Here is a 21,754-nt window from a genome sequence, read left to right as displayed (position 1 = left end):
CCTTTCTAGCGCTTTCTCAATTATGCTCCAACGATACCTAAAGGCGTTGCTGTTTTCCATTGCCCCCGAGTAAAATCAGGTATTGAAACAGATTCACTTCGGTTAGCGACAGACTGTGCAGACAGCGGAGAAATCACCGACCATGCTGCGCCATCATAGACATCTTGATCAAGCGGCTCACCGTTCCTAAGGCAATAAATCATTCGCCAAAACATCAAAAAGTCCATACCACCATGGCCGCCGTTACGCTCAGCTTCTTTGCCCATTTTAACCCATAGCGGATGATCGTATTTATCATACCAATAATTCATGTCTTCATCCCAGTCGTGGAATGATCCTCTTCCACCTTGCTCTAGCGCTATTCTATTCGGGAAGCCAGCAAAAACGCCATTGGTCCCTTGGATAAGGTTATGGCGAGAGTATGGACGAGGTGTTGTCGTATCGTGTTGAACAACAATAGAGCGGCCTTTCACAGTTTTAATCATAGTGGTATTCATATCACCACAAATGTAGTCCCATTTATTACGCTGATGATCCGCAGAAAACTCTCTTTGCGCATAGGCTGCACGACCTAACGCTGGTGAGCTCATTGAAGTTAAATAATCAAACCTGTCACCACGGTTAATATTCATGTACTGAGAAACAGGCCCTAAACCATGAGTCGGATACAGGTTTCCATCCCTTCGAGTATGCCACTCGGTGCGCCAAGAACCTGTTTTATGCTCTAGTTCCTTCATTTGCCAACGTAGTTCATGTATATAAGCTGCTTCACCATGCAATAACTCGCCAAAAATACCTTGGCGAACCATATTAAGCACCATCAGCTCATCTCGGCCATAGTTAACGTTTTCCATCATCATGCAGTTTTTCTGTGTCCGCTCAGCGGTATCTACAATTTGCCACATCTCTTCAACAGTCAGTGCAAGAGGCACTTCGACAAATGCATGCTTACCGCTTTCCATTGTGTCTATGGCCATTGGCGCATGCCACTTCCAAGGTGTTGAAATGATTACAATATCAATATCTTCACGTGCTAACATCTCTTTGTATGCAAGCTCATTTGTGCCATATAAAGCAGGCTTTTTGAGACCTTTATCTGTTAAGAATTTTGCTGAGCGATCAAGAACTTCTTGATGTGTATCACAAATCGCTACTATCTCAGCTCCATCAATGTGACTCATACGCTTAACATGCCCATAGCCACGCTGGCCAACGCCAATAAACGCAACTCGCACAATATCCATTTTAGGTGCAATAAGCCCAATAACAGACTTTCCCTTTGGGTTTATTGTTAATGTACTTTGCCCTTTAGTTTGAGCACAGCCGGCCACTACACCTGCCGCAGCTGCAACACCTGCAGCTTTTAGAAAATGTCTTCTGTTAATATGCGTCATCAAAGTTCCTAAATTACAACTTTATTGTTATTTGAGTTTCTTATTTATCATTTTTAAAATATCGATAGTATTTACAAGACAGCATTTAACAACTGAATTTTACTTTCAATACTTGTTATTATGACAACGCTATCTTAAGCATGAAAAAGAATCAAAGAGATGCGACAAATTGAACGGTATTTTTAAGCTAATAGGTTCTATGTGTTTAATCTATCACATATTATTTAACTAGTAACAAACACATTTCATTAAGCGTTATAGCCACGAATAAGTATAGAAGAGAAAGTTTTTGCAGTTATAAAAAAGCCTGATGGCAAAGCCAACAGGCAATTAAAAATACAGATTTGAAAAAAGTTAGCGTATCAAAGCGCTTAACTGCTTTTCATTACGTAAGATGTCTTGATAAAGCGCAAATTGATTTCGTGCTCTATCCAAGTTATGTTGATCATGCTTTGTTGAAAAGTAATTATCACCATCCAAATAGTCAGTTAAGAATCGTATTCCAATCATTAATGGCATCACTTTTGCGCCTAATATTAAGCTTTGTCTTTCTAAATCTGTCAGCTTGTCTGAAACTTCTGCAATATAACCTTTTACAATTGCTTCGAAAATTTCAACTCGTACCACAACATTACTCAAGTTAGTAGAGTCTTCAGCTTCAGGAGAACAAAAAGTTCTCACCATATCACCAAAATCGTATAACCAGTAGCCGGGCATACAAGTATCTAAATCAATAACCGCTTTGGCTTTATTCGTAGAAGCATCAAACAGCATGTTATTAATCTTCGTGTCATTGTGGCAAACGCGTAGTGGCAATGCGGCTTCAGTTTCTTTAACTTCCTGTGCAAGAGCAAATTGCGATTGGCAAAACGCAATATCTTCTAAACAACTTGAGACTCGACCAACAGGGTCTTGCTCAATAATTGCCTGCAGTTTTTCAATTCTCATAGCTAAATTGTGAAAATCGGGTATCACAGGAAACAGTTGTGTGGCATCAAAGTCATTTAAGGCATTAGCAAAGCAGCCGAATGCACCAGCAGCAGTTTGAGCTTTTACAGCACAATCTACGACATCTTCACTATAGCTTTTTCCTATGAACTCAAGTGCTCTCCAAACTTCACCTTGATATTCAACAAGAAAACGTCCAGTGTGTGTAGGTACATGCTTTATAATTCCAAGCTCATAAGCGCCGAGATTTGATTTAGCAACTAGGTGCTGCTCAATTAGACGAGCATTTTCTACCAGCTGAGTAGGTTCAGGAAATACAGTCGTATTGAGTTTTTGAACTACCAGAACTCGTTCGCTATCTTTTAAAAGCATGGTGGTATTAATGTGACCACTCCCAATAGGCTTCATCGAGATTTCCTCACCGCACAAACCATACTGTACTGCCAAATGCTCGGCGATCGAACGATATTCCATACTAACCCTATATACTGGCTTTTTAACTAAATTTGTGACTAACTCATCCGTGACGTAGTTCATATATTTTTCCTGCGACACTATCTAATTCTTCTTTGTAAGTAACACCAAACCACCTATCTTTTGCTGTGTAAACACGCACAGCAGTCTGGTCTGAATTTATCATATGCTGAATACAATCTGGTAGATAATACTCTTTTTTGACATCGCTGTCATGAGATTCTAGAAAATGCTCAAACTGTACTTCTAATTTCTTGAAAAGAGTTTGAGTTATACCCCAGCAAGTCATAGAAACGAGGCTGCCAACTGGTATTAGAGTATCTCGGTTATTAAATACGCCGAGATATTCGTCACCCAATTGCCTTATATTTAAATACTCATGCACCTGTGTAAGATAGCTTTCAGACACATCACATATCCCTCTATTTACCCCACCACGATCTGACATCGTTTGAGATAAAGGATAGGCTACAATTGCCATTTCGCTAGTACTTTGATCTGCATTGCAAAAGTGTGAAACAAGTTGCGTATAAGTACTTGCCCCATAATAATCATCTGCAGTTATAACAATAGCATTATTGTCTACATAAGGTTTTGCACACAAGAGTGCATGCCCCGTGCCCCATGGTTTGACTCTTTTTTCTGCAAGATTTTTAAAGCGCTGAGGTATCATCTGGACGGATTGCTCAACTAGATCGACCCTTAATCCATTTGGTAATCTAGGTAAGATCACCTCTTCAATAATAGCTCGGACTTGATCATTTATTACTAGAACCACATGACGAACACCGGCATTGAATGCATCTTCTATGCTTAGTTCCATTATAGTCTTGCCAATCTTAGGTAACTCGGCAACTTGCTTACCGCCACCAAAACGAGTCCCTAACCCGCCAGCTAGGATAACCAAAGTTGGTAAATCTGCGCTTGTCATTTTAATTTAATTCAAAATTGAAAACTAACGCGCAGTCTACCTAGCTTTTTTACAAAATTAAAGCAATTGCAAAAATTGCATTGTTCCAAAAACATTTTTTTCGATAAGGTGAACGATTTTATAATTAAAATCATTTTTATATGTGCTGGCAAAAATATCTTGTCTCTAGATATTCATCGATACCCTCTATACCACCCTCTCTACCTAAACCTGACTCTTTCATTCCCCCAAAAGGCGCTGCGGGATTAGAAATAGCACCTTCATTAATGCCGACCATGCCAAAATTCAGCGCGTTAGAAACACGTGAAACCTGCTTCATGCTTGCCGAATAAACATATGCAGCTAATCCAGCATCAACTGCGTTTGCCAGCGAGGTAACTTGAAGCTCAGAGTCAAACTCAATAATACTCACTACAGGAGCAAATATCTCACTTTGAAATATTTTCATATCAGGAACAACCATATCTAGTATCACTGGTGACATAAAAGCTCCAGTTTGCAGCTCTTCGATATTTTGAACAATACAGTTTGCACCTGCAGCAATCGCATCTTCCACCAATTCACAGGCTTTGGTCTTCGCAGCCTGATTTATTAGTGGCCCAATATCAGAGCCTGCAATTAGCCCATTGCCAACTTTAAGGGAATCAACTCGGCGTATAAGTTGTTCTAGAAACTCTGCTTTAATATCACGATGAACAAATACTCGATTTGCTGCAATGCAGGTTTGCCCAGCATTACGGAACTTCGCAATCATTAGTCCATCAATAGCAGACTCAATATTGGCACTATCAAAGACAATAAATGGTGCATTACCGCCAAGCTCTAACGAAGCTCGCTTCATAGTCTCTACACACTGAGCATAGAGTAACTTGCCCACTTGAGTTGAGCCTGTAAAAGTGAGTTTTCTAATGATTTTTTTGCTATTTAGATGCCTAATAAGTGCCTGTGGATTATCACTCACTAAAACTTGAAATGCGCCCTGCTCCATCCCCGCTTGAAGCGCTAATTTTGCCAACTCAATGGCACTTAATGGAGTCAACTCTGACGGTTTTAAAATAAAGCTGCACCCCGCAGCATAAGCAGGTGCGACCTTTCGGGTCACCATAGCTAAAGGAAAATTCCATGGCGTTATCCCAAGCACTACGCCAACGCCTTGCTTATGAGTGGTAATTTGATGATTCGGTGTGTGTGCTGGTATGACAGTGCCGCAAACCCTTTCTGCCTGCTGAGCAAACCAGCGTACATAACCTGCCGCATATACAACCTCAGCCTTGGACTCTTGTATCGGCTTACCTTGCTCCAAAGTGACCAACTCAGCAAGACGGGATTGATTGTCCATGATCAGTTGATACCACTTATAGAGTATATTGCTACGCGCTTGAGCTGTTGATTTTTTCAGTTGCTCAAAGCATTCGCTGGCAACCTCGACAGCAAAGTCAGCTTCAACAGTATTGACTTGTGTCACGTTAGCCAATAAAGAATCATCAGCAGGGTTGCGCACAGATAATAGCTCATGACTATCATGGTCTGTTCCATTGATGAGCGAGTACGCGGTTTGTCCTTTTTTAAACATCATTCTATGCTCCAAACAAAAAAGGCTGTAGTGGTTAGCTACAGCCTTTTAAAACAGTTTTTATGAATTAGTGCTCTTCATTAACGATATTAAGATTATACTTTGGTATCTCTACAACTAAATCTTCATCGTTAATGACGGCTTGGCAGCCTAGGCGCGATTCTGGTTCTAAACCCCATGCCTTATCCAGCATGTCATCTTCCAGCTCATCACTTTCTTCAATTGAGTCAAAGCCTTCTCTGATAACAACGTGACACGTTGTGCATGCACATGACTTTTCACATGCATGAGGAATACTGATCCCATTTTTTAACGCGACATCTAATACTGTATCGCCAGATTTTGCATCAATTGCCGCGCCCTCAGGACAAAGCTCTTCATGGGGTAAAAAGATAATTTGTGGCATATTAAACCTCGTCTACTGACTGACCTTGCAGTGCCTGTTTGATTGATACATCCATGCGGCGAGATGCAAATTCACTACTTGCTTCATCTACCACTTCAATTGCATGCTTAATTGCATCTGGATCAGACGCATTTTGGCGTTTGTCATCTAACATCGCCATAGCCTCTCTCAGGCTATTTAACTCTTGTTCATTTAATAAAGCTGACTCTGTTGCCAAAGATGCCTCTAACGCTTCAAGTACTCTGAGCGCTTCAACTTGCTGCTCTTTGAGCATACGCGCCTGCATATCCTCTTTGGCAAAACTCATTGAGTCTTGTAGCATTTGAGCAACTTGATCATCACTTAAACCAAATGATGGTTTAACTTGGATATCTGCTTGTACACCCGTCGACTTCTCACTTGCTGAAACGCTCAATAAGCCATCGGCATCGACTTTAAAAGTCACCCGAATGTGCGCAGCGCCTGCAGCCATCGCCGGAATGCCTTTGAGGCTGAATTTCGCCAGTGAACGGCAATCATCAACCAACTCGCGCTCGCCCTGCAGGACATGTAGTGACATGGCAGTTTGGCCATCCTTAAACGTCGTGAACTCCTGTGCACGCGCGACTGGAATAGTCGTATTGCGAGGAATGATCTTCTCTACCAAACCACCCATGGTTTCTAAACCTAAAGATAGCGGTAAAACATCCAATAACAGCATATCTGAATCAGGTTTGTTGCCCGCTAATATATCCGCTTGAATAGCCGCACCAATTGCAACCACACGATCAGGGTCAATTGACGTTAGTGGTTCTTTTTCAAAAAACTCACCAACCGCTTCGCGAATAACTGGCATACGCGTTGAGCCGCCCACCATTACCGCTTCTAAAACCTCTTCTTTACTCACATCTGCATCTTTTAATGCTCTACGACATGCGCGTAATGTCTGTTTTACAAGCGGCGCAACAAGATCAGCAAATTGACTGCGCGTAATAGCCACTAGATGTTCTTCACCGCGAAGTTCAAGCTTTACATTAACCGTTTCGTACCCACTCAACGCTTCTTTACAAGCTTTCGCTTTTTGAATAAGCAAGCGCAGTTCTTGTGGCGTTAATTCACTCAGCTGTAATGTTGATTTAAAGTATTCAACAAGCACTGCGTCAAAGTCATCACCACCTAAGCTTGAATCACCACCCGTTGCCAATACTTCAAAGACACCTTGGTTTAAGCGCAGAATTGAAATATCAAAGGTACCACCGCCCAAGTCATAAACAGCAATCACACCTTCTTGACCAGAGTCCAAACCATAAGCGACAGCGGCTGCTGTTGGCTCATTTAATAGGCGTAGCACTTTTAAGCCTGCGATTTCAGCAGCATCTTTAGTGCTTTGTCTTTGCGCATCATCGAAATAAGCAGGTACCGTAATTACGCTTCCCACAATATCTTGTCCAGCAAAACTGTCAGTTGCTCTTTGATGCAATGATTTTAGAATTTCAGCAGATGCTTGAATTGGATTGATTGGACCAGCCACAGTGTTTACAGCCAATGCACCTTGGTGCTCAACAAACTCATAAGGCAAGTTTTTATAACGAGAGGTTACTTCTGAAACGGATTTGCCTAAAAAGCGTTTCACTGAAATAAGCGTGTTTGTTGGGTCTTCTACAGCAGCTTGCTGCGCTTGTTGGCCTACAGTAACGCTGTCTGCATGATATCTAACAACAGAAGGCAACATGGCTTCGCCATTAATATCCGCTAGCGCTCTGGCTTCACCACTTTGTACTGTGGCCACCAAAGAGTTAGTAGTACCTAAGTCGATACCTATTGCCAATTTATGTTCGTGAGGTGCCGCGCTCTGCCCCGGCTCAGCAATTTGCAATAATGCCATAGTACTCTTTTAACTTAAGTGGTGACGCTAGATTAATCGAAAAGGCTATCTTCAATGCGAGACAGCTCTTCACGTAATTTATATATGAATTTTAACTTGCGAATATTATCAGCTGCAACTTCTAATACAGCAGTATCTTGGCTCACAAGCTGCTCTGCAAGTTGCGCACTATACTGTGTATCTAACTGTTTAATCTGAGCTTCGAATGCATCAATTTCATCTTCTGGGTCGCTGCTATGCTGAATGTCTTCCAGCGCTTCCCTCAGCTCCATCTGCTGCATTAAAAATACAGGGTCTTGCAATGTTTGCTGCTCAGCTCGAATATCGACACCTTGCTCACTTAGCATATACTCAGCGCGCTTAGCTGGGTGTTTTAACACAGCTAGAGCATCATTGATCTCAGATGTCTTCTGTACAGCCACTAATTTTTCGCGTTCACTTTTTCCTGCAAACTTATCAGGGTGTACTGCGCGTTGTAATTCTAAATAACGCTGATTTAACAAGGTTAAATCCACGTCATAGCTCACTGGTAAATTAAATAATTCAAAATATCGCATAAGGACCTAATACAGCAAAGCCCTACCAAGGCAGGGCTTTAGCAAACTATCTATTACAGATGGTTAAACGGTGAAGCTTTCACCACAGCCACATTCGTCTTTCTGATTCGGGTTAATAAACTTAAACCCCTCGTTAAGACCTTCTTTGGTGTAATCAAGCTGAGTACCGTCAATATAAACTAAGCTTTTTGCATCTACGATGATTTTTACGCCCATTTCTTCGAACACTTCATCGCCTTCTGCAAGCTCATCAACGAATTCGAGTACATACGCAAGACCTGAGCAACCAGTCGTTTTAATACCAACTCGCAGGCCTAGACCTTTTCCTCGGTTTGCAAGGAATGTCTGCACACGATTTGCAGCTGCTTCAGTTAATGTCACTGCCATAATTTATCTCTTACTTCGCTTGCTTATTTTTATAGTCTGCAATTGCAGCCTGAATCGCATCTTCTGCAAGGATTGAACAGTGGATTTTTACAGGCGGTAGCTCAAGCTCTGCTGTAATATCTGTGTTCTTGATCTCAGCAGCTTGATCTAATGTTTTACCTTTCACCCACTCTGTTACTAGAGAAGATGAAGCAATCGCACTGCCACACCCATAAGTCTTAAACTTTGCGTCTTCAATAACACCTTCATCAGACACTTTAATTTGTAGCTTCATCACGTCACCACAAGCTGGCGCGCCAACCATACCAGTTGCTACATTAGGGTCGTTTTTATCCAACGTACCTACGTTACGTGGGTTTTCCACGTGGTCAATTACTTTATCACTATATGCCATAACTCTTTCCTCACTAACCGCTTATATACTTGCTACAGTCCATACAAGCTGTCTTGTTTAATGGTGTGCCCATTCAACTGAATCTAAATCAATACCGTCTTTAAACATTTCCCACAGAGGAGACATTTCTCTCAAACGACCAATCGAGTCTTTGATAAGTTTGATGGTGTAATCAATTTCTTCTTCTGTAGTAAAACGGCCAATACTGAAACGAATTGAGCTGTGTGCTAACTCATCGTTACGGCCTAGTGCACGAAGTACATAAGACGGTTCAAGGCTTGCAGATGTACAAGCAGAACCTGATGATACTGCAATATCTTTTACAGCCATCAGAAGTGACTCACCTTCAACATAGTTAAAGCTGATGTTTACAATACCTGGTACAGATTGGTCGACAGTGCCATTAAAGTACACTTCTTCCATATCCATGATGCCATCGATCAGACGCTGGCGAAGTGCGCTGATGTGAGCATAATCTTTTTCGAAATCTTCTTTTGCAATACGAAAAGCAGAACCCATTCCTACAATTTGGTGTGTCGCAAGAGTACCTGAACGCATACCACGCTCATGACCACCGCCGTGCATTTGTGCTTCTAAACGTGCGCGAGGCTTACGACGAACATATAATGCGCCAATACCTTTTGGACCATACGCTTTATGGCCTGAGAATGACATGAAATCAACTTTGAGCTGCTTCATATCAATCGCTACTTTACCTGCGCTTTGTGCACCATCAACGTGGAACATAATTTTACGTTCACGACACATTTCACCAATTGTTGCGATGTCTTGAATAACACCTAGCTCGTTATTTACGTGCATGACACTGATTAAAATTGTATCTTCACGAATTTCATCTTCAAGCTTTTTCAGGTCTAACAGGCCGTTTTCTTCAACGTCCATATAAGTTACTTCAAAACCTTGACGCTCAAGCTCACGACACGTGTCGATAACCGCTTTGTGCTCAGTTTTTACTGTGATGATGTGCTTGCCTTTCTTCTGATAGAAGTTCGCAGCACCTTTAATTGCTAGGTTGTTTGATTCAGTCGCACCAGATGTGAATACGATTTCGCGCGGGTCAGCATTAATTAAATCAGCGATATCATTACGCGCTTGGTCAATAAGTTCTTCGGCCTGCCAACCAAAACGGTGTGAACGGGACGCAGGATTACCAAAGTTACCATCCATTGTCAGGCATTGCATCATTTCATCTGCAACACGCTGATCAACCGGCGTGGTTGCAGCATAATCTAAATATATCGGTAATTTCATTTCTTTCTCCGCTAGACGCCAATTATAATTGGCAACTCACTTGAATATTATCTAATTGCTTCATCGCATCGCTTACGTTTCTATCCTGACGTGATGCAACTGATTGCACATCAGAGTTTGAAACAAGCTCGGCAAGGGAAATACTGTTTAAAAATTCTTCTATTCGCACACTCAAATCTGACCACAGAGTGTGTGTTAAGCAGCGCATACCACTTTGGCAACCGCCTCCTTCACCATGACATCGAGTTGCATCAACAGACTCGTCTACAGCGTTAATAACATCGCCAACAGAAATCGTGTGTGCATCGCGCCCGAGCAAATAGCCACCACCGGGTCCTCTGACGGAACTCACGAGTCCATTTTTACGAAGACGTGCGAATAATTGTTCTAAATATGATAGAGATATTTCCTGACGTTCAGAAATATCTGCCAGAGGCACAGGTCCAATGTTGGCATGCAACGCAACATCGAGCATTGCAGTTACTGCATACCTGCCTTTTGAAGTCAGTTTCATACGCGCCTCTAGGTTACCTTCATCAAATGCCGCAAATTGTAATTACCTGACTAAGATAGTCAAGTATTAACGGCATCTATCGCTTATAAAATAAGTTACTACTTACTCAGTATCTTTTCTCAAATACCTGACTAATTTAATCAGGTATTATCGGTATTGTAATTACCCGAGTAATTTAGTCAAGTATTACTATGATGAAAGTATCTAATCTTGCTACATTGTTTTACTTTGTCGATTTATTCACCGAACTCAAAATGCCACGGAGGATATTCAACTCTTGATCTTCAGGCCTTGCACGGTTGAACAGACGCTTTAGTTTAGTCATAACCATGCCAGGGTGTTGCTTAACAATAAAGCCTGTATCACTTAATGTTGATTCAAGGTGCTCGTAGAATAAAGCCATTTGCTCTGATGTTGGATACTTTGTATCGTCTTCTTCAGGCTTAACATCTTGCGTATCAAGAAAAGTCATACGCGTTTCATACGTTAATGTTTGCACTGCCATAGCCAAATTCAATGAACTATATTCTGGATTCGCCGGAATACAGACGTGATAATTACATAACTGCAACTCTTCATTGGTCAAACCGCTATTTTCTCGACCAAACACAAGCGCCACTGGACCATCATTAGACTCTGCGACCAACTTCTGTGCACACTCTCTTGGGTCTACCATCGGCCAAGATAAAGTACGAGAACGCGCGCTAGTGCCTATAACTAAACTACAATCCGCAATAGCATCTTCAAGCCTATCGACAGTGACAGCATCGCCAAGTACATCTGTTGCACCCGCAGCCAACGCGCTCGCGTGACTATCTACCTCGCAAGCAGGATCTACTAAGTACAGTTTTGAAAAGCCCATGGTTTTCATTGCGCGCGCAACTGAGCCTATATTTCCAGAGTGTGAAGTATTCACAAGTACGATTCTAATATCTTGTAATGCCATGCTATTTATCTCAGACAAAAATAATGGCGTAGTTTACCATAGGTTGACAGGATCAAACCACCAAACCATTTGAACAAAAAAACACCAATCTTTTTATTGTAAAGTTATTTACTTTATCGAGAAAATAGCTAGAATACGCCGGCTCAGAAAATTTAGTTCTTTTACAATTCAAAGGTAATGCTATGCATCCAATGTTAAACATTGCGGTACGCGCTGCGCGTAACGCGGGTAAAGTGATCTTACGTGCAACTGAAGATCTGTCTCAAGTTGAAGCGACTCAAAAAGGCACAAACGACTTCGTGACAAGTGTTGATACAGAAGCTGAACGTGTGATCCGTGACACTATTTTAAAATCTTACCCTGATCACGCAATCGTTGGAGAAGAACTTGGCCACACTGATGGCAAAGATAATGATTACCTTTGGGTTATCGATCCACTTGATGGCACAACTAACTTCATCAAGGGTATCCCTCACTTCGCAATCTCAATTGCACTTAAAGTTAAAGGCCGTGTAGAACAGGCTGTCATCTATGATCCAGTTCGCAGCGAATTATTCACAGCTTCTCGTGGTCAAGGCGCACAGTTAAACAACAAACGTATTCGTGTAACTAAAAGCAACGAATTGGCTGGTAGCGTATTAGCGACAGGTTTCCCGTTCAAACAAAAGCACCACTTAGACGCATACACTGAAGCATTTAAAGCGCTATTCATTCACACAGCTGATATCCGTCGTGCTGGCTCTGCCGCACTAGATATGGCATATGTTGCAGCTGGCCGTATTGATGGTTTCTATGAAATTGGTCTTAAGCCATGGGATACAGCGGCGGGTGAGCTATTAGTAAAAGAAGCTGGCGGCATGTTAATGGACTTTGCAGGTGGTGCAAACTACAACAATAGCGGTAACATCATTTGCGGTGCACCGAAACTGTGCCAAGCAATTGTTAAAGAGATCCGCCCTGTACTAACAGAGTCTCTGCTTAAATAAGCGAACGCATTCTTTGAATACAAAAAACCCAGGCTCTGCCTGGGTTTTTTATTTGTACATAAACCGATGTTATTTAATTTCAACGCGTTGTGAGCGCATCACAACTTCATCATTCAGTTCAATACCAATACCTGGCTCTTCCGATACCTTAAAGACGCCCTTTTCTGGTTGTGGATCTTGAAGGCAAAGCTCTCTATTCCACTTTTTAATTGCATAAGTATGGTGTTCATGGATTAAGAAGTTAGGGATCGCCGTTTCTAAATGCAATGACGCTGCTGTTGCAACAGGGCCGCCACACACGTGCGCTTGAATGCGGATATCAAAAATATCGGCGTAGTCACATACTTTTTTAGTTTCAGTAAAACCACCACATAAACCAATATCAGGTTGCAATACATCAATACTTTGGTCTTCAAAGTAAGGTCTTACATCCCAGCGATTATACAAACGTTCGCCGCCGGCAATTGGCACAGCTGTTTTATTAGCAACCTTAGCGTGCAGTGAGTGGTTTAAGTAGTTCACCGGCTCTTCGTAGTACATGCAGTCAAACTCTTCAGCAATTTCTGCAATTTGAATTGCCGATGTTGCACCTGGCAAACTGTGACATTCAAAAATAATGTCCACTTCATCGCCAACCGCTTCACGAATGGCTTTCATACGCGAACGATACAGTTTCATTTCACCACGAGAAATAAGCTTAGTGCGGTCATAATATGTATTACCATCTTTATCATACATAATAGGGTCAACTTTCACCGCGTCATAGCCTTCAGCCAAAGCTTTGTGTGCCGCTTCAGCATATTCATGTGGCTGTACAAGTGCTCTGAATTCATCATCCCAGTCAAACTGTAGCTGTGATGCGTAAGTGCGCAGTTCTGGGTTTACTTTACCACCTAGCAGCTGATAAACCGGAAGCTTTAACGCCTTGCCTTTGATATCCCAAAGCGCTGTGTCAATCGCACTCATCGCCGCATATACTACAGGGCCACCACCCAGCCCCCAAAAGCTCTCTCTCAGCATACGAGACCACAAAAGCTCAGTTTGGAATGGATCATGGCCAATCAAAAATGCTTCTGCCATCTCTTTAATCATACTTGCAGCTGCACTATGACCTAAGTCGTAAGCTAGTCCAGCTTCACCTACTCCTGAGATCCCTTCATCTGTATGAATTCTAACAAAGACAGGTGTCCAAGCCGGTCTGTCTGGACAATGTATATCAAATACTTCGACGCGATTTACTTTCATTATGACTCCTATTGAGCAAAGCCTGGATCTAAGCGATATGCTTTTCTCAGCATTGCTGGCCAAGCGACTTGACCACCGGTACTGCCGCTGTGCACGACTTTAGCTTGTTTGTATATATTATCTTGAATTGGTTGTGGCACTTGAATCGCTGGCTGACCAGTCGACATAATTGCGATTTGAATTTCACATGCGCGTTGTAAATCAAAAAAGCGCATGAAGGCGTCACCAATTGTTGGTCCCACGGTTAAACCACCATGATTAACAAGGAGCATGTGATTAGTATCACCCAGATCAGACTGCAGGCGAGCTCTTTCATCGTCATTCACAGCAAGTCCCTCATAACCATGGTAAGACAATGATGGTAACGAGAACATACTGTGCTGGCTTAGGGGCTGCAGTCCACCTTCAAGACTAGCCACAGCTATCGTCTCTTTGGTATGCAAATGGATCACACAATGTGCATCTTCGCGAACTTCGTGTATTGCACTGTGTATCGTGAAGCCTGCGGGGTTTATCTCAAACGGTGTATCATCAAGAATATTGCCTTGCAGGTCCACTTTTACAAGATTAGATGCAGTGACCTCATCAAAACTTAAGCCAAACGCATTGACTAAGTAGTGATCTGTCCCAGGTAATCTGGCTGACATATGAGTATAAATTAAATCACCCCAACGGAAATGTTCTACTAAGCGATAGCAAGCAGCAAGATCAACGCGCAGTTTCCACTCTTCTTCACTTACTTTTCCCTTTAGCTTTAACTCGGGTAACTCGAACATCACGGCTCCTCATACTCAATATGGTGATTTTAGATGTATAGAAGTCTAAATCACAAAAAAAAATAGTTCAACACACAGGAGTCATCCTGCGTTATTTAATTCGGTACTAAAAAGCCACCCATGGGTGGCTTTCATATTGATTCTAAATTTGAATCACTTATTTGACTGTTGATAGATACTCAGCAATTGCTTCAAGTTCAGCATCAGAGACACTTGCCACCATAGCCTTCATTGCAGCAGACATCCCATTACTGCGTTTGCCAGATTTAATGTCTTTCATCTGCGACAACGTGTACTCTTTGCTTTGTCCATTGACCTTTGGATATAAGGGCATAATAGGCGCCTTACCTTCTGCCCCATGGCACGTTTGACACATTTTAGCCGTGTACAAAGCCTTACCATCTGCCGCGGCCACATTACCTGATGCCAACATGGTTGCTGTAGTTATCGATGCGAACACAAATTGCTTTATCTTCATCATATCATTTCTCTTTTTTGACGGTTATTTGAACAGTGTAGTCGACCTAAAGCCGCTCTACACAATTACTTATTCGGATTTAGAAAGAGAACCGAGTCAATCAAGAAAAATGAGATAAACAAATTACCAGACTAGGTCGTCAGGAACTTCGTAATCCGCATACGGATCGTCGTCATCCTTTTTGTCATTACCGTCTTCTACATGGAAAACAATGTACTTTTCATCAACTTCAGCAATTTTTCTTGCTGGTTCGTCTTCTAATACATAGAACTGGCTTTCTAATACACAAATAGCCAAGCGCCCTTTGGATAAAGCTTGCTGTGTCAACTCATTAACATCCAATTCCTTCACTTTATTTTCGTATGTGAAATTGAATGTACGGTCACCTCTAATTTCTTCTTGATTATGATGCTCAAGAATTTGTTTCACACGAGCAACTTGCTCACGTTCTTTTAAATCATCTTGCTTTGCTTTATTTAGCGCTTCTGCTTTTTGCTGCTGTGCAAGTTTGGTCTGTTCAATATGCTTTTGCAGATCCGTTTGGTCGCTCGTTGCGCCTTTTTTCTTTTTCTTCTTTTGCTGTTTGCGCTTTTCCGTTTTAGCAACTTTCATTTTGTGCTCAGTTGTCAAACCGGCTTTTAACAGCTGATCCTGTAAAGAACCCATCATGTCACTCCATCAATCTAAACTTGCCGCCATTTTAATACCAAACTGGGCAAATCTCTAAATAATTTCTCTCATGACGCAGTAAAACAACCTGGCAAATACTGAAAACAAAAACCTTCTCTTATCCTTTGCCAACTAATCTACCAAGTTCACCGAAGTAATTTATGATGTATAACAAGTTTTTACTTCTTTTTAGAGCAAAAGCGTCGTCAAAAGTAGATAATAATATTGCACCCAAATTAAGAAACTAGAACATGCCCATATTTCATTTACTATCGTGCTCAATCGTCGTTTTTTTTGTGCTGTATGCCCCACAACCGTTATTAGCCATGTTCGCTGAACACTACCAAGTCAGCCCAGCCAAAGCAGGGCTATTAATGACAGTCGCCATGTTACCACTGGCAATAGCGCCTGTTTTCTATGGCTTGGTTTTAACTCGGCGGTGTAAGTTGACAATGTTACGATACACCATGCTTGCACTAGCAATATGCTGCCTCGTCATTAGCGTGACTCGACAATTTGAAATTTTCTTGTTCATGCGATTTATCGAAGGCTTACTGCTTCCGGCGGCACTCACATCTATGACGAGCTATATTGGCCACACTTGGCAGGGGCAAAACCTTCGAGAAAAAATGACATGGTATGTTGGTAGCACCATAGTCGGCGGCTATGCTGGACGCGCTTTAGCAGCAAACTTTGCTAACTTGTGGGGATTTGAGAGTTTTTACTTATTCAACGCAGGATTATTGGTCGTGCTCGCCTTGATGATCCGCCCCTCACACAATAAACGAGACGATAGCAAGCCTATTATCTCGCCAAAAGACTATCTAAAACCAATAAAAACAACTCAGCTACTGCGCTTATACAGTGCGGTATTTTGTATGTTTTTTTGTTTTTCAGCTTTACTTAATTACTTGCCTTTTATTTTAAGTAATGAATTTGACATAAAAGACCCATCTACCATAGCTTGGGTTTACAGTGGTTATTTGGTTGGCGCAATTATCTCCATGTTAACGCCTTTTCTGTCCAAGGTCTCTCGTAACAACTGGCTGATTTTAAGTGTTTTATTTGCTATATATTCAGGCAGCTTACTGATTATGCAGTGGCGTAATATAGATACCTTTATCGTGATGTTCACGCTGTTTTGCGCCTGTATGTTCATGATACATGCCAGCGCAGCACCTTTGGCGAATGAAATCAGTACAGCAAATGCCGGTGTCACTAATGGTGCGTATGTATCATTTTATTATTGTGGAGGTGCACTGGGCACTTTTGTACCCGGCTTCATTTATCAACTTTATGGCATGCACGTCTTTTTATTGAGCTTGCTGCTTGTCTGTATAACTGGTGGCTATTTAACATTACTCAATTACCGTTCTGGTAAAGTCACCCAGCTAGGTTCGTGACCACTGTTTTGCCAAAAGATCTTTAAGTCTTCAAGCCTCAGTACCCATGTTTTGTCATTTTCAAATGGGTGGCACTGCCATTGCTCAGCTTGTATTAACTCCCTATCAAGCCATAGTTCGACCTGCTTGTGCTCATCATTGAGTGTTGCCAAGGCGGAAACACAGCCGGGCTTCACCTTTAAGTATTTTTCTAACCGCTCACTAGAGCAAAATCCCAACCGAGATACAGCTTGTTGCTTTGACAATGCTTTCAAATCTAATTGCTTATCAGACAATGTAATGACCAAAAAATGACGTTTTCCATAATTATCTCTCAGAAAAAGGTTTTTTAATCCTACTCCTTCTCTTTCAAGACCAATCTCTTTTGCTATGGTGCAATTAATCAAGGGCGCATGTTGATAGCTTATATAGTTAATGCCTAACTGTGCTAATTGCTCAGCAAGCAATTCTGAGCTAGGTAAACTCACAAGCAATGTCCACGCAATTGCACACTGCGCTGACGCCAGTACACATTATCAATATTGTAACCTGTCAGACAATATGCTTCGTCTTTTAGTGCTTGCTGTAATAGGCTGACCGCCTTATCTTCTAATGCTAATTTCAGCTCAGGTGATTCCTCAACCCGTTTAAACTCTGAGAATTTTTCTAACTGTTTTTTTGTAATTGGCTTGTTTTTAGCTAATTCCATCTGCGGTGTGCGTTTAACCGTAACGACGAAAGCAAATTCCGACTGCCCGCTTTCATTTTTACGCTTGTGTAATGTTTGCTTTTCAACTTCAAAGGCTGGTTTTGGTACAGAACTGCAGGCCACCAAAAGGGTTGACAAGAGTAAAAAAAATAAACGACTCATAACTTTCCTATCCATAATTTTGCCTCAGTGTACCAAAGCTAGTCGTATTTTTGAGTTTTTTAAGAAAAAAACTTGACGTCAGATGCAAAAGCCTTTAAATTTCGCCTCGTCCAAAAGACATGTTGGGGCTATAGCTCAGCTGGGAGAGCGCCTGCCTTGCACGCAGGAGGTCAGCAGTTCGATCCTGCTTAGCTCCACCAATTTTTCTTTTAGATATTCCCAAATAAAGTGGGGCTATAGCTCAGCTGGGAGAGCGCCTGCCTTGCACGCAGGAGGTCAGCAGTTCGATCCTGCTTAGCTCCACCACTTTACTACTCTCTTATATTGCCAAACCCGTTTACCAAATATTTTTCAGTCGTTAAAGATTCTAGTCCCATTGGACCATAAGCATGTAATTTTGTAGTTGCTATGCCAATTTCTGCACCTAATCCTAATTGACCACCGTCACTAAATCGTGAAGACGCATTAACCATTACCACTGACGCATCCACTTGTGCTTGAAACTGCTGTGCCGCTTGCACTGAGCTTGTACAAATAACTTCTGTATGATGACTACCAAACTGATCAATATGCATCAATGCCCCAGTTAAATCATCAACAATGCGAACCGCAATTTCAAGCCCTAGATATTCTTGACCAAATTGATCGTCTGATAAGATATTTGCACAGCTAAAATAAGCAGCCGAAGACTGGCAAGCATGTACTTGAACACCGGCCTGACTTAATACTTCTCGCACTTTTGGTAAAAACACTGGCGCAATAGATTGATGAACTAACAAGCCTTCTAATGCATTACATACGCCTGTTCTCTGTGTTTTACCATTCAGTAACAGCGCAATCGCCATGTCGAGATCAGCTTCCTTATCAACGTACAGATGACATACGCCTTTGAAATGTTGGATCACCGGAATAGAGCTATGTTTAGTCACAAATTCAATCAGTCCTTCACCACCGCGCGGGATCACTAAATCTATATACTCTTTCTGCTCCATCAGCTCTAGCAACAAAGCTCTATCTGGATCTGGTACTACCGTGATCAACTCAGCTGGTAAACCATACTCTTTCAGTACACTGTGCAAACTGCTGGCAATAGCTAGCGAACTATTCAACGCTTCTTTACCACCCCGTAATATTACGCCATTGCCTGATTTGAAGCACAACGCCCCAGCATCAGCAGTCACATTAGGCCTTGCTTCGTAAATCATACAAATAACACCGAGTGGTACGCGCATTTTTTGAACTTCTATACCACTTGCTTGTTTACCTAGTATTCGCTTTTCTCCTACAGGATCTGGTAACTGCGCGACATCCTCCAGCCCTGATGCCATATCTTCAATACGTGTAGGGGTTAAAGTGAGGCGATCTATCATTGCCGCAGACAAGTTATTTTCATTAGCCGCTTGTAGGTCTAATTCATTAGCTTGTTGAATTTCGCATTTACTTGCTCGAATAGCCGCAGCCATCGCATTCAATATGGTATTTTTCTGCTCAGTATCCAATATAGCGAGCTTTTTCGCAGCAATAGCAGCATTTTTTGCTAAATTTGTGATTAACGTCATTCTCTTTTCTCTCATTCCTAGTACTTAAATGCAGGGCTTTATAAGCCATTACACTCTCATTGATAATACGCATGTTCAAAGCTTCGGGTAAAGTGAATATTGTTTAAATCACATCCACTTCTTAGACCAAGTCGACCTTCTATTAATGACATGAGGAGTGATAAAAATAGCGAAATTTTAATAACTTATTCTCTTTTTTGACTTATTTACTATGATATAACCGAGCTAACACTATACTAATATTCAATGAGCTAACTAGGCTGGAGAGTTTATGTCGGCTATTTATATTGCCGCGATTGCCATATTTTCTGTATTTGCCCAATGGCTAGCATGGGTTGCTAAAGTACCCGCAATCTTGTTTTTATTATTAACCGGTTTATTACTTGGCCCAGTGTCAGGGGTGTTAGATCCTGACCAATTACTTGGGGACTTACTCTTTCCCGTCGTTTCCTTGTCTGTCGCCATTATTCTTTTTGAAGGCTCATTAACACTTCATTTTAGGGAGCTAAAAGGCATTGGCAAGGTGGTTAGAAACTTATGCTCAATCGGCATGCTGACCACATTTATCATAATTACAGCCTGCGCCATCTATGTGTTAGAGCTTGATTGGCCTGTGGCTGCAGTACTTGGCGCAGTTTTGGTCGTTACTGGTCCGACAGTCATTGCGCCAATGCTCAATGCAATGCGTCCAACCAAGGATATTGATAGAATCTTACGTTGGGAAGGGATAGTCATTGACCCTATTGGCGCATTATTCGCTGTTTTAGTGTTCGAAGCTGTCAGCTTGGTTGGGAAAGATGGGGTGTTTAGTCACACCTTAATGGCTTTGTTTTCTACGCTCGGTGTCGGGCTCAGCGTAGGCATTATTTCTGGCTGGTTTACTAGCTTGATCATTCGCAAAGAGTGGTTGCCATTTGAGCTACATAAATTTGGCATATTGGCGTTAGTGCTTATGAGCTTTACGTTATCAAATCACTTAAGCCATGAGTCAGGGTTACTCGCAGTCACTATTTTTGGGATATGGCTTGCTAATCAAGATGATTTGGAAATTGACGCTGTGCTTGAATTTAAAGAAGACTTATCCATGATCTTAATCTCTAGTCTATTCATTTTACTTGCAGCGCGATTAAAACTTGAGGAACTCATGATGTTAGACAGCGGCATCTTTTGGTTTCTTGCCGTCGTATTATTTGTCGCAAGGCCACTGAGCATTGCCGTATCAACGTTTAACAGTGATATTCCTTTTAAATCTAGACTCATGCTTGCCTGGATTGCTCCTCGGGGTATCGTGGCTGCTGCAGTTGGCTCAGTCTTTGCTCTGAGCATGGCACAATCTGGTCATCCTGATGCGGCAAAAATAGTACCTTTGATTTTTACTGTCATCATAGTCACGGTGATCTTACAGAGTCTCACTGCCACACCATTAGCTCGTTTACTCGGTGTTAGGCAACCCAGTCCGAATACTTTACTCATCATAGGCGCTAATCACGTAGCTAGAGCCATAGCATGCGGGCTAAAAGAGCAAAGTATTGATGTCTACTTATCAGATCCCGCCTGGGAAAACTGCAAGATGGCAAGAATGGACGGATTACCTTGCTACTATGGTAACCCGCAATCAGAGCATGCAGAGCGCTACCTGCCGCTTACCAGCCTTCACTCTGTATTAGCACTGTCGCCTAATAGGCACCATAACGCACTCGGCGTACAATACTTTTCGCATCTGCTAGATGAGCAAAGCGTTTACTCATTAAAGTCTTCGACTAACCATGCAAAAGCCAATAAAGACAGCGCGACATTTTTATCTCGTCAAATATTATTTGGTGATACAGGCAACTACGCCAAGCTTAGTAGCCTAATGGCAAAAGGCGGCAAGGTAAGTGCAACTCGATTGTCTGAGGAGTTTAGCTGGGAGCAATATTTAGAAGTGAATAAAGAGGCAATCCCACTATTTATTATTTCTGAGCAGAAAAAAGAAGATGATCCACTGTCAATTAGACCTTTTACGTCTGAAGATAAAAAGCAACCAGAGCAAGGTGACAGAATTTTGGCTTTGCAACCGCCAAAAATGTCAATTTTAAAAGACTCAGTAAATAAAGAAGCTTCTATTGGAGAAAAGCTCAATAGTTAA

At 41.8% G+C, this 21,754-nt stretch carries 22 protein-coding genes and 2 tRNA genes; 5 read left to right on the top strand and 19 right to left on the bottom strand.

The features are described 5' to 3' along the window. Positions 1 to 20 precede the first annotated feature (20 nt). From QNM16_RS17070 to trmJ, 12 genes are all read right to left on the bottom strand, one after another. On the bottom strand, positions 21 to 1,394 hold the full coding sequence (locus QNM16_RS17070) for a Gfo/Idh/MocA family protein (RefSeq protein WP_284021613.1): 1,374 nt from the start codon (positions 1,392 to 1,394) through the stop codon (positions 21 to 23). A 354-nt stretch (positions 1,395 to 1,748) separates the two neighbouring features. Then, complete coding sequence (locus tag QNM16_RS17065) at positions 1,749 to 2,816, bottom strand: phosphotransferase enzyme family protein (RefSeq protein WP_284021639.1); 1,068 nt, start codon at positions 2,814 to 2,816, stop codon at positions 1,749 to 1,751. A 43-nt stretch (positions 2,817 to 2,859) separates the two neighbouring features. Continuing rightward, positions 2,860 to 3,747, bottom strand: a complete 888-nt coding sequence (locus QNM16_RS17060) for a sugar phosphate nucleotidyltransferase (protein WP_284021612.1) — start codon at positions 3,745 to 3,747, stop codon at positions 2,860 to 2,862. A gap of 136 nt (positions 3,748 to 3,883) precedes the next feature. Beyond that, complete coding sequence (locus QNM16_RS17055) at positions 3,884 to 5,320, bottom strand: NAD-dependent succinate-semialdehyde dehydrogenase (protein ID WP_417710142.1); 1,437 nt, start codon at positions 5,318 to 5,320, stop codon at positions 3,884 to 3,886. Between the two features lie 67 nt (positions 5,321 to 5,387). After that, the gene (fdx, locus tag QNM16_RS17050; RefSeq protein WP_284021610.1) at positions 5,388 to 5,726 is read right to left on the bottom strand and encodes an ISC system 2Fe-2S type ferredoxin; all 339 of its coding nucleotides are present in this window, start codon (positions 5,724 to 5,726) and stop codon (positions 5,388 to 5,390) included. Position 5,727: 1 nt separating this feature from the next. Continuing rightward, complete coding sequence (gene hscA / locus QNM16_RS17045; RefSeq protein WP_284021609.1) at positions 5,728 to 7,590, bottom strand: Fe-S protein assembly chaperone HscA; 1,863 nt, start codon at positions 7,588 to 7,590, stop codon at positions 5,728 to 5,730. Between the two features lie 32 nt (positions 7,591 to 7,622). After that, on the bottom strand, positions 7,623 to 8,147 hold the full coding sequence (hscB, locus tag QNM16_RS17040; RefSeq protein WP_284021608.1) for a co-chaperone HscB: 525 nt from the start codon (positions 8,145 to 8,147) through the stop codon (positions 7,623 to 7,625). Positions 8,148 to 8,210: 63 nt separating this feature from the next. Beyond that, the gene (iscA, locus tag QNM16_RS17035) at positions 8,211 to 8,534 is read right to left on the bottom strand and encodes an iron-sulfur cluster assembly protein IscA (protein WP_039611802.1); all 324 of its coding nucleotides are present in this window, start codon (positions 8,532 to 8,534) and stop codon (positions 8,211 to 8,213) included. 10 nt (positions 8,535 to 8,544) lie between these two features. Then, a complete protein-coding gene (gene iscU / locus QNM16_RS17030) occupies positions 8,545 to 8,928 on the bottom strand; it encodes a Fe-S cluster assembly scaffold IscU (protein WP_023399923.1) in 384 nt (127 codons plus the stop codon). 57 nt (positions 8,929 to 8,985) lie between these two features. After that, positions 8,986 to 10,200: an IscS subfamily cysteine desulfurase gene (locus tag QNM16_RS17025; RefSeq protein WP_039611804.1), complete on the bottom strand. Its 1,215-nt coding sequence runs from the start codon at positions 10,198 to 10,200 to the stop codon at positions 8,986 to 8,988. A 22-nt stretch (positions 10,201 to 10,222) separates the two neighbouring features. Next, positions 10,223 to 10,714 (bottom strand): Fe-S cluster assembly transcriptional regulator IscR, encoded by a 492-nt coding sequence (gene iscR / locus QNM16_RS17020; protein WP_039611805.1) that lies wholly within the window; start codon positions 10,712 to 10,714, stop codon positions 10,223 to 10,225. Positions 10,715 to 10,937: 223 nt separating this feature from the next. Then, the gene (trmJ, locus tag QNM16_RS17015) at positions 10,938 to 11,660 is read right to left on the bottom strand and encodes a tRNA (cytosine(32)/uridine(32)-2'-O)-methyltransferase TrmJ (protein ID WP_284021607.1); all 723 of its coding nucleotides are present in this window, start codon (positions 11,658 to 11,660) and stop codon (positions 10,938 to 10,940) included. 182 nt (positions 11,661 to 11,842) lie between these two features. Between trmJ and suhB the strand changes: the two genes are divergently transcribed. Next, positions 11,843 to 12,646 carry an inositol-1-monophosphatase gene (suhB, locus tag QNM16_RS17010; RefSeq protein WP_039611807.1) on the top strand — a complete coding sequence of 268 codons (804 nt, stop codon included), beginning with the start codon at positions 11,843 to 11,845 and terminating at the stop codon, positions 12,644 to 12,646. A gap of 69 nt (positions 12,647 to 12,715) precedes the next feature. On the opposite strand, the gene QNM16_RS17005 is transcribed toward suhB, so the two are convergent. The 4 genes from QNM16_RS17005 to QNM16_RS16990 form a co-directional block, all read right to left on the bottom strand. Next, a complete protein-coding gene (locus tag QNM16_RS17005) occupies positions 12,716 to 13,891 on the bottom strand; it encodes a mandelate racemase/muconate lactonizing enzyme family protein (RefSeq protein ID WP_284021606.1) in 1,176 nt (391 codons plus the stop codon). 8 nt (positions 13,892 to 13,899) lie between these two features. Further along, positions 13,900 to 14,667, bottom strand: coding sequence for a class II aldolase/adducin family protein (locus tag QNM16_RS17000; RefSeq protein WP_284021605.1), 768 nt, complete (start codon positions 14,665 to 14,667; stop codon positions 13,900 to 13,902). Positions 14,668 to 14,824: 157 nt separating this feature from the next. Then, positions 14,825 to 15,100, bottom strand: a complete 276-nt coding sequence (locus QNM16_RS16995) for a c-type cytochrome (protein WP_237138496.1) — start codon at positions 15,098 to 15,100, stop codon at positions 14,825 to 14,827. A 168-nt stretch (positions 15,101 to 15,268) separates the two neighbouring features. Continuing rightward, a complete protein-coding gene (locus tag QNM16_RS16990) occupies positions 15,269 to 15,811 on the bottom strand; it encodes a DUF2058 domain-containing protein (protein ID WP_284021638.1) in 543 nt (180 codons plus the stop codon). A gap of 254 nt (positions 15,812 to 16,065) precedes the next feature. Here QNM16_RS16990 and QNM16_RS16985 point away from each other — a divergent pair, with 254 nt between their 5' ends. Next, positions 16,066 to 17,217, top strand: a complete 1,152-nt coding sequence (locus tag QNM16_RS16985) for an MFS transporter (RefSeq protein WP_284021604.1) — start codon at positions 16,066 to 16,068, stop codon at positions 17,215 to 17,217. Here the strand turns inward: QNM16_RS16985 and QNM16_RS16980 are convergent. Further along, a complete protein-coding gene (locus QNM16_RS16980; RefSeq protein ID WP_417710123.1) occupies positions 17,181 to 17,684 on the bottom strand; it encodes a prolyl-tRNA synthetase associated domain-containing protein in 504 nt (167 codons plus the stop codon). The genes QNM16_RS16985 and QNM16_RS16980 overlap by 37 nt on opposite strands. Then, positions 17,681 to 18,067, bottom strand: coding sequence for a hypothetical protein (locus QNM16_RS16975; RefSeq protein ID WP_284021602.1), 387 nt, complete (start codon positions 18,065 to 18,067; stop codon positions 17,681 to 17,683). Before QNM16_RS16975 ends, QNM16_RS16980 begins: the two co-directional genes overlap by 4 nt. A 124-nt stretch (positions 18,068 to 18,191) precedes the next feature. On the opposite strand from QNM16_RS16975, the gene QNM16_RS16970 reads away from it, so the two are divergent. Together QNM16_RS16970 and QNM16_RS16965 are read left to right on the top strand one after the other, a co-directional pair. Then, positions 18,192 to 18,267 (top strand) — tRNA-Ala (locus QNM16_RS16970). A 30-nt stretch (positions 18,268 to 18,297) separates the two neighbouring features. Beyond that, positions 18,298 to 18,373 (top strand) — tRNA-Ala (locus QNM16_RS16965). A gap of 5 nt (positions 18,374 to 18,378) precedes the next feature. On the opposite strand, the gene QNM16_RS16960 is transcribed toward QNM16_RS16965, so the two are convergent. Beyond that, on the bottom strand, positions 18,379 to 19,626 hold the full coding sequence (locus QNM16_RS16960) for a glutamate-5-semialdehyde dehydrogenase (protein ID WP_284021601.1): 1,248 nt from the start codon (positions 19,624 to 19,626) through the stop codon (positions 18,379 to 18,381). A gap of 271 nt (positions 19,627 to 19,897) precedes the next feature. Between QNM16_RS16960 and QNM16_RS16955 the strand changes: the two genes are divergently transcribed. After that, positions 19,898 to 21,754, top strand: coding sequence for a cation:proton antiporter (locus QNM16_RS16955; RefSeq protein ID WP_063360941.1), 1,857 nt, complete (start codon positions 19,898 to 19,900; stop codon positions 21,752 to 21,754).

Origin of the sequence: Pseudoalteromonas umbrosa, assembly GCF_030125375.1 — a bacterium.
Lineage (GTDB): Bacteria > Pseudomonadota > Gammaproteobacteria > Enterobacterales > Alteromonadaceae > Pseudoalteromonas > Pseudoalteromonas umbrosa.
Note: the sequence above shows the minus strand (reverse complement) of the source record. Positions and strands in the feature narration are given on the sequence as shown.

Excerpts from the sequence above, each read along its gene's own strand:
- QNM16_RS17005 (WP_284021606.1), bottom strand. The coding sequence starts at position 13,891 with ATGAAAGTAAATCGCGTCGAAGTATTTGATATACATTGTCCAGACAGA.
- iscU (WP_023399923.1), bottom strand. The coding sequence starts at position 8,928 with ATGGCATATAGTGATAAAGTAATTGACCACGTGGAAAACCCACGTAAC.
- hscA (WP_284021609.1), bottom strand. The coding sequence starts at position 7,590 with ATGGCATTATTGCAAATTGCTGAGCCGGGGCAGAGCGCGGCACCTCAC.
- suhB (WP_039611807.1), top strand. The coding sequence starts at position 11,843 with ATGCATCCAATGTTAAACATTGCGGTACGCGCTGCGCGTAACGCGGGT.
- QNM16_RS17065 (WP_284021639.1), bottom strand. The coding sequence starts at position 2,816 with ATGGAATATCGTTCGATCGCCGAGCATTTGGCAGTACAGTATGGTTTG.
- iscR (WP_039611805.1), bottom strand. The coding sequence starts at position 10,714 with ATGAAACTGACTTCAAAAGGCAGGTATGCAGTAACTGCAATGCTCGAT.
- QNM16_RS17000 (WP_284021605.1), bottom strand. The coding sequence starts at position 14,667 with ATGTTCGAGTTACCCGAGTTAAAGCTAAAGGGAAAAGTAAGTGAAGAA.
- trmJ (WP_284021607.1), bottom strand. The coding sequence starts at position 11,660 with ATGGCATTACAAGATATTAGAATCGTACTTGTGAATACTTCACACTCT.
- QNM16_RS17060 (WP_284021612.1), bottom strand. The coding sequence starts at position 3,747 with ATGACAAGCGCAGATTTACCAACTTTGGTTATCCTAGCTGGCGGGTTA.
- QNM16_RS16990 (WP_284021638.1), bottom strand. The coding sequence starts at position 15,811 with ATGGGTTCTTTACAGGATCAGCTGTTAAAAGCCGGTTTGACAACTGAG.
- QNM16_RS16960 (WP_284021601.1), bottom strand. The coding sequence starts at position 19,626 with ATGACGTTAATCACAAATTTAGCAAAAAATGCTGCTATTGCTGCGAAA.
- fdx (WP_284021610.1), bottom strand. The coding sequence starts at position 5,726 with ATGCCACAAATTATCTTTTTACCCCATGAAGAGCTTTGTCCTGAGGGC.
- iscA (WP_039611802.1), bottom strand. The coding sequence starts at position 8,534 with ATGGCAGTGACATTAACTGAAGCAGCTGCAAATCGTGTGCAGACATTC.
- hscB (WP_284021608.1), bottom strand. The coding sequence starts at position 8,147 with ATGCGATATTTTGAATTATTTAATTTACCAGTGAGCTATGACGTGGAT.
- QNM16_RS17055 (WP_417710142.1), bottom strand. The coding sequence starts at position 5,320 with ATGTTTAAAAAAGGACAAACCGCGTACTCGCTCATCAATGGAACAGAC.
- QNM16_RS16995 (WP_237138496.1), bottom strand. The coding sequence starts at position 15,100 with ATGTTGGCATCAGGTAATGTGGCCGCGGCAGATGGTAAGGCTTTGTAC.
- QNM16_RS17070 (WP_284021613.1), bottom strand. The coding sequence starts at position 1,394 with ATGACGCATATTAACAGAAGACATTTTCTAAAAGCTGCAGGTGTTGCA.
- QNM16_RS16985 (WP_284021604.1), top strand. The coding sequence starts at position 16,066 with ATGCCCATATTTCATTTACTATCGTGCTCAATCGTCGTTTTTTTTGTG.
- QNM16_RS17025 (WP_039611804.1), bottom strand. The coding sequence starts at position 10,200 with ATGAAATTACCGATATATTTAGATTATGCTGCAACCACGCCGGTTGAT.
- QNM16_RS16955 (WP_063360941.1), top strand. The coding sequence starts at position 19,898 with ATGTCGGCTATTTATATTGCCGCGATTGCCATATTTTCTGTATTTGCC.
- QNM16_RS16975 (WP_284021602.1), bottom strand. The coding sequence starts at position 18,067 with ATGAGTCGTTTATTTTTTTTACTCTTGTCAACCCTTTTGGTGGCCTGC.